The 6294-nt window shown below is 61.9% G+C and carries 7 protein-coding genes and 1 pseudogene; 3 read left to right on the plus strand and 5 right to left on the minus strand.

Annotated features, from left to right (window positions below; genetic code table 11):
• Positions 1–160: 160 nt before the first annotated feature.
• Positions 161–928: a dienelactone hydrolase family protein gene (locus CWS72_RS13545; RefSeq protein ID WP_101251145.1), complete on the plus strand. Its 768-nt coding sequence runs from the start codon at positions 161–163 to the stop codon at positions 926–928.
• Between the two features lie 367 nt (positions 929–1295).
• Here CWS72_RS13545 and CWS72_RS13550 read toward each other — a convergent pair.
• The 4 genes and pseudogenes from CWS72_RS13550 to CWS72_RS13565 all read right to left on the minus strand — a co-directional run.
• Positions 1296–2093: pseudogene (locus tag CWS72_RS13550) on the minus strand (alpha/beta hydrolase family protein); the annotation flags it as partial.
• Between the two features lie 45 nt (positions 2094–2138).
• Positions 2139–2720 (minus strand): hypothetical protein, encoded by a 582-nt coding sequence (locus CWS72_RS13555; protein WP_101251147.1) that lies wholly within the window; start codon positions 2718–2720, stop codon positions 2139–2141.
• A 143-nt stretch (positions 2721–2863) separates the two neighbouring features.
• Complete coding sequence (locus CWS72_RS13560; protein WP_101251164.1) at positions 2864–3829, minus strand: Gfo/Idh/MocA family protein; 966 nt, start codon at positions 3827–3829, stop codon at positions 2864–2866.
• A gap of 89 nt (positions 3830–3918) precedes the next feature.
• Positions 3919–4461 (minus strand): flavin reductase family protein, encoded by a 543-nt coding sequence (locus tag CWS72_RS13565; RefSeq protein WP_101251148.1) that lies wholly within the window; start codon positions 4459–4461, stop codon positions 3919–3921.
• A 128-nt stretch (positions 4462–4589) separates the two neighbouring features.
• Here CWS72_RS13565 and CWS72_RS13570 point away from each other — a divergent pair, with 128 nt between their 5' ends.
• The gene (locus CWS72_RS13570) at positions 4590–5171 is read left to right on the plus strand and encodes a nuclear transport factor 2 family protein (RefSeq protein WP_101251149.1); all 582 of its coding nucleotides are present in this window, start codon (positions 4590–4592) and stop codon (positions 5169–5171) included.
• A 67-nt stretch (positions 5172–5238) separates the two neighbouring features.
• Here the strand turns inward: CWS72_RS13570 and CWS72_RS13575 are convergent, their stop codons facing one another.
• The gene (locus tag CWS72_RS13575) at positions 5239–5655 is read right to left on the minus strand and encodes a hypothetical protein (protein WP_338056189.1); all 417 of its coding nucleotides are present in this window, start codon (positions 5653–5655) and stop codon (positions 5239–5241) included.
• 100 nt (positions 5656–5755) lie between these two features.
• Between CWS72_RS13575 and CWS72_RS13580 the strand changes: the two genes are divergently transcribed.
• Positions 5756–6001, plus strand: coding sequence for a type II toxin-antitoxin system prevent-host-death family antitoxin (locus CWS72_RS13580; RefSeq protein ID WP_101251150.1), 246 nt, complete (start codon positions 5756–5758; stop codon positions 5999–6001).
• Positions 6002–6294 lie beyond the last annotated feature (293 nt).

Consider the following 6294-nt stretch of genomic DNA (forward strand, 5'->3'; position numbering starts at 1 on the left):
GCACAAAACCGGTTGGGCCGTCAAATGATCTGGAGCCGTTCCGCAGGGCTATCGGGTGACTCTTCCACCAGCTTCCATTTGTCCGTTTACGGAAGACCGGTATAGGATTTCGCCAACAGGAGGCCGGACAGCCGGCCCCATCGCATGAGGGAATTGGACGTTGCGGCAAAAGATCTGCGGATGGTTCTTCGTGTTTCTGATGACCCTTGCCGGCTGGTCGGCGCAAGGATTCGGGGCTGATATCGACATCGGGACGGTGACCTTGGCGACCAGGGACAGGCCGGTCGAGGTGCAAAGATTCGCCGTCCGGGGCGAGGGCCGGCGGCCGGCGGTGATTCTTCTGCACGGCCGCCAGGGGCTCGATCTGTTCCGGGTGTTTTATCAACGCACCGCCGCGGCCATCGCCGCCGCCGGTTTCGACGTCTATCTTTTTCCTTATTACGACGATGACGACATCCGGCAGCTCAAGTCGGCGGATGCCGCCGAGCGCCGGGCCTATTTCAATCGGAGGATCGGCGACTGGTCGGCTTTGGTCGGCGACGCCATCGGCGACATCCTCGGCCGCCCGACCTCATCGGGGCGGATCGGGCTCATCGGTTTCTCGCAAGGCGGTTTCCTCGCCGTTTCCGTCGCCGGGCGCGATCCCCGGGTCTCCGGGCTGGTGGTTTATTACGGAGGCATCCCCGGCCTTCTCAAGGTAGAGGCCACCCATCTGCCGCCGCTTCTCGAATTCCATGGCGACGCGGACCGCCGGGTCGCCATTCAGCAGGGGCGGGAGCTGACCGATTGGGCGCGGCAGTTGGGCGGGCCGGCGGAGATGGTGGTCTATCCCGGCGCCGGCCACGGCTTCGGCCGAGCCGCCACGGCAGACGCCGAGCGGCGGAGCATCGCCTTTTTCAAGGAAACGCTGTCGGACGCGAAGCCCTGAGCGGGGGGGAGGCGGTCCCCGCAATGAGCTATTCCCTCACCCTTTGTGGGCGGGCGGATGTCGATCTCGTCTATCGACGGCAGGGCACCGAATTCGGGCTGACAAACGGTTGGCGCCGCCAATTTCATTTGCCGGCTCACTCCCAAATGTCCGGCACGGATTTTGGTTGCGATCACCACTTAAGCACGGCCATGACGCCATGTTAAAAAATCGAAACCTGTGTTCTGGGCCCCGCAGGCTGGGAGCGCTTCGATCCGCATCTGTGCTCATCTGCGTTCATCTGTGCTGATCCGTGTTTCCTTATGATCGATTCCGGCGGGTCATCCTGGGGCCAATCGAGCCGCGCCCAAAGGCCCGGCCAGGGCAATCACAGATAACGCGACGTCCAGGCGGCGATGACGCGCGCCACATAGACGGCATCCTCCTTGCGGGTCAGCAGATGGTCGGCGTCGTCCAGCGAGATGAAGCTCTTGGGATGTTTCGCCGCCGCGAAGATCCGGGCGGCGTTTTCGATGCCGACTGTGGCGTCGTGCGGCGAATGGAAGACGAGAAGCGCCCGGCGCAGCCCGCTGATCTGCGCTTCCAGGCGATGGCTTTCGATATCGTCCAGGAACTGCTTGCGGATGCGAAAAGGCCGTCCGACCAGATGGACCTCCGCCTCGCCGAAGGTGTCGATCTCCTCCCGCTGGTCGGCGAACATCTTGGTCACATGGGCCGGATCCGCCGGCGCGGCGATGGTGACCACCGCCCTGACGCTGTCCACCAGGCCCGCCGCCGCCAGCACGGCCGCGCCGCCCAGCGAATGGCCGATCAACACCTTCGCCGGTTCCCGTTCGCGGGCCAGCCACTCCGCCGCGGCGACCAGATCGGCGATGTTCGACGAGAAATTGGTGTTGGCGAAATCCCCCTCGCTGGCGCCGAGACCGGTGAAATCGAAGCGCAGGACGGCGATGCCGTTTTCGGTCAGCTCCGAACAGATCCGCGACGCGGCGAAGACATCCTTCGAACAGGTGAAGCAATGGGCGAACAGGGCGTAGGCGCGGGGTTTCGCCTCCGGCATATCGAGGCGGGCCGCCAACATCACATGGTGCGCCCCTGGAAATTCAACCCGTTCGCTAGGCATTGCCGCGTCCCTTACGCTGAAATCGTTTCTACGCATATGGTTATAGGATTTTCTATGCGCAAGATCATAAGGGGCGGTTGAACGGGGTTACCGGTGGGGACGATCCTGAAAGGCCTCGTATGCGGCCTGCAAGGGTTCGAGCCCCTTGGCGACCATTGCCTTCAGAAGATTTTCCCCCAGTCCGCCGGCGCTGACCAGGGCGTCGGGGCGCGCGCCGAGAAGATGGGCAAGCAGGCGCGCGCGGACGGACGGCGGCGCGGCGTCGAACATCTCGCGGCATTTGCGGACCGACAATTGCCCGGCGAGATCCTCTTCCTTGCGCTCGGCCAGGATGCGTTCGGCGACGGTGAAGGCGGCGAAATCGAGAATTCCGGGCGATATGTGGTCCGCCTTCACCAGCAGGCGGTCGGCGGCGGCCTCGTCGGAGGTTCCGCCGGCAGGCAGGAAGTGAGGTGACTGCCTCATCCGCAGGTAGGACACCTCCCGCCGGAGACCGACCTTGGTTGCGGCCTCCCACTCCGCCGCGTTCATCAATTTGCTTTCCGGAAACTCGGTCTCCGTACCGTTCGAGGTGGTGCAGTAGACGATTCCGTCGGCGACCTCCTCGACGATGTAGCTGCGTCCGTCCTTGGCATAGGCGGTGGAACCGCGGGGAAAACGGGTGCGCATGACGTCTGGCTTTCCAAAACTAAGGATGGCTGGCGAAGGGGCCGGCATGCCCCTCTTTCATCTCTTCGGCAGAGTGCATCGCGCCGGTCCTCCACGCAAGCGGGATGGACCCCGGGGGTCGGCGCCCGATCAGGATATTGTGTTCAGCGAATTTTATCCCGGGCGGCGACGAGACGCTCCAGAACACGCATGTTCCGCAAGGATTCGTCCAAACTCAGCGCCGGTTCCCGTTTTTCCAGAATGGCCGTTGAGAAATCGGTGATTTCCGCGGCATAGCGATCCGATTCGGCGACAACGATCATTTCGGTTCCCTTGTCCGTCACCAACTGGATCTGTCCGGCGTTGTCGAGGAAGGTGTCGGGGACCAGCAGCAGCCCCTTGGAACCGGTAATTTCGCTGGAAATTCGGCCGAATGCGTTGAGCCCGCAATGCAGCGACGCGATCAGGCCGCTTGGGTAGCGCAGGATGGCCGAAAGGTTGACGTCGACGCCGTGGGATTTTGCGCATTCGACGACGACCGAGACGGGCTCCTCCCGGGTGACCAGTCCGATCAAGTTGAGCGGGTAGCAGCCGACGTCGTAAAGCGCGCCGCCACCGAGTTCCGGATTCTCCTTGATGGTGTTTTCCCGGTCGAGAAAAAAGCGGAACGTCGAATTGATGCAACGGATTTCGCCGAGCACCCCGCTGTCGAGCACCTCGACGATCTTCTTCGTCCGATCGGTGTAGCGGTACATGAAGGCTTCCATCAACCGGACACCGCATTCCCTTGCGGTACGGACCATCTTTTCGGCTTCGCCGGCATTGAGCGCCAATGGTTTCTCGCAAAGAACATGTTTGCCCTTGTGCATGGCCTTGATGGCCCATTCCCAATGCATCGAGTTGGGCAACGGCAGATAGATGGCATCGACCGACGGGTCGTCGATCAGCGCCTGATAGGTGGAGTGGGCCGTGAATTCCCCGAACAGATTGCGGAATTCCGTCAACTTGCCCTGATCGCGCGAGGCTACCGCCTGCAATGTCGCGTTCGCACAGCGCCCAATCGCCGGAACGACCTGCATGCGCGCGATTCTCGCGCAACCCATGACACCCCAGCGAATCCGATGAGCCATTCTTCCCCCCTCCTGCCGGGGCTTGTCGTCCGCGGATGACAACATCTTCGTGGAAAACCCTTCGATGGCGCCGCGCGCCCGGTCCCGCATCATATCCCGCTTGGAAGTTTGGATCGCATCATCTCCTTCCTGTCGATTTTGCGCCCATCCACGATAAATGTTCCGTCACCGACGGCATGGATGGTCCTTTTCTCCGTGCGGGAGTGGTCGACGTGGGCGGCAATACCCTGGAGCACGACGATGCCGTGTCCATCGATGACATCGACGACCCGGCATTCGATATTCGCGATGCACTCCTTGATGAGCGGGGCGCGGACATGTCCGGCCTTCACGCGGGTGAGGCCGAACTTTTCAAACTTGTCGGTGTCCTTTCCCGAGCATGTTCCCACGCCGACGACGGTATCGATCAGATCCACCGTGGGGATTGCGATCACGCATTCCTTCGTGTCCAGAAGCGCGGAATAGGAATGGTTCCACGAGCCGGTGGTCATGGCGAAGGTCGCCGAGAAGTCCATCACCATGGTCCAACTGATGGTCATCACATTGTCTTTCCGGCCGTCGCTTGTCGTGACGAGGATGACCGGTCCAGGTTCCATCAGGGTGAACGCCTTACCGATCGGCAGATTTTCCATGGCCCCCTCCGTTCAAGTCCGGTCCATTATAGCAGATGCCCGCCATCTCGCTTGGCCGTTGAGCCGGCTCGTCCGCTATCATCTCGGCCGTCACCCGCGGACTGCGCCCGCCAAGAAAGGAACACGCCATGACCATTACTGCTGACGACCGCATCCAGATCATCGACCTTATGAGCGGCTGGACGTACCGCGATACGGCCAATTGGGACATGCTGCGCACGTTGTGGCATCCCGACGGCACCATCAAAATCACCTGGTATGAAGGCCCGTTCGGCGGTTTTGTCGACGGCTCCATCCGCATGGCCGGTTCGCCTTTCAACACCAAACATCTGATCGGCACGCCCGTGCCGAAATTCAACGCCAAGGGCGACAAGGCCATCGTTGAGACCAGCGCCATGATCCTCGGCGAGAACATGTCGCTTGGGTTGGGGTGTGCTGTCCAAAACCGCTTTTACGATACCGTGGAAAAACGCGACGGCCTGTGGAAGATCGTATTTCGCCAGGCCATCTACGACATGGGAACCTTCACTTTCCCCAAGGGTTTCGTCGAAATCGATCAGGACGCACTGGCAAAATATCCGGACGAATATGCGGCACTGGCTTACCTGCTGGAAAAGTCCGGTTTTCCTGTCAGGGGCACATTCCCCACTCGTTTCAGCGATCTGGAAAAAGCCATGAGAGCCGAAGCCGAGAAGTGGCTCGCCGCTTGAGGCCGTTGCCCGTCATACCGGCCGCATCATACGGAAGGCCGTATTTCCTCACCGCAAACGGAAGGGTTCAGGCGCGCGGCAGCACACCGACGAGCGTCGCGGTGAAGGCGACCCGTAGAGCGTCGCGCAACTCCAGGTGGAGCGCGCCGAGGGCGGGCTCGTCCGCATAGGCGGCGAGGAGGCTGGGCGGCGGCGGGACGTAGGACGACAGGGCGCCCGCGGTGAGGAGGCTCATCAGGCAGAACCATTGCGCGCCGTCACCAAGCTCGGGCACATGACGGCGTATGAGCTCGGACATGGTCGCGAGTCTGGCGAGGGAAGCCCGCTTATGCCGCTTGACCACCTTGACCGAGACGTTGTGCTCCAGGACGCCGCCCTGCGCGCCGAAGAGGTCGCACAGCACCATCCGGCCCGCCAGCGACAGGCTGAGGATCTCGGCCAGTTGCCCCGCATCGACCTGACAGCCAAACCCGCCGGTTGAGATATCGCCTAGGCCCCCGGTCGGCCGATCACGCTTGACGGTTTCTCACATTATACATATTTTACATATTATTCGCATTGACGTCATCGGGCGAGGTTGCACCATGAAAACGGACGAGCGTGTCGTAACCACCGCCGGAGATCTCGTCCGCCAGTTCTCGCATTTCAGCGATGTCGCGCTTGGTCAACCGGTCGTCGTCACCAGGAACGGACGGCCGCGCAATGTCCTCATCTCCATCGAAGAGTATGAGCGGCTGAAGAAGCGGGATCAGCAAGCATTTCTTGCGGCGGACACCCCAGAGCATTTCCTCGCGGACATCGAAGCCCTTGCCGGTCGTGAGGGGGATTGAGCGGAACTACGCCCGAGCGCGGGTCGAATCTGGCCAGGGCCGGATATTCGGCCGGTGCCCGACCGTACGCCGACGACCGTGATCTACGGGCGCGTGCCGAACGGTCTGCTCAGGCAGGTCGCTCGATCTTATCTCGCAAATCGCGACAAGCAGCGGAGCCGGTTGGTCCCCCGGACCGAGCAGCGCCCTGAGCCGCCACTTGCATCTAGCCTTGCCCCTCCCCAAAAAGGATGTCGCTGTGAAAGTGACTCTGCCGGTTTCCCGCCTTACAGCGCCTTGCTCGCCCTTGACGG

The organism is Telmatospirillum siberiense (genome assembly GCF_002845745.1).
Lineage (GTDB): Bacteria > Pseudomonadota > Alphaproteobacteria > Rhodospirillales > Magnetospirillaceae > Telmatospirillum > Telmatospirillum siberiense.

Bases quoted from the DNA above. Each gene is read 5' to 3' on its own strand.
- CWS72_RS13565 (WP_101251148.1), bottom strand. From the start codon at position 4,461: ATGGAAAATCTGCCGATCGGTAAGGCGTTCACCCTGATGGAACCTGGA.
- CWS72_RS13560 (WP_101251164.1), bottom strand. From the start codon at position 3,829: ATGGCTCATCGGATTCGCTGGGGTGTCATGGGTTGCGCGAGAATCGCG.
- CWS72_RS13555 (WP_101251147.1), bottom strand. From the start codon at position 2,720: ATGCGCACCCGTTTTCCCCGCGGTTCCACCGCCTATGCCAAGGACGGA.
- CWS72_RS13570 (WP_101251149.1), top strand. From the start codon at position 4,590: ATGACCATTACTGCTGACGACCGCATCCAGATCATCGACCTTATGAGC.
- CWS72_RS13580 (WP_101251150.1), top strand. From the start codon at position 5,756: ATGAAAACGGACGAGCGTGTCGTAACCACCGCCGGAGATCTCGTCCGC.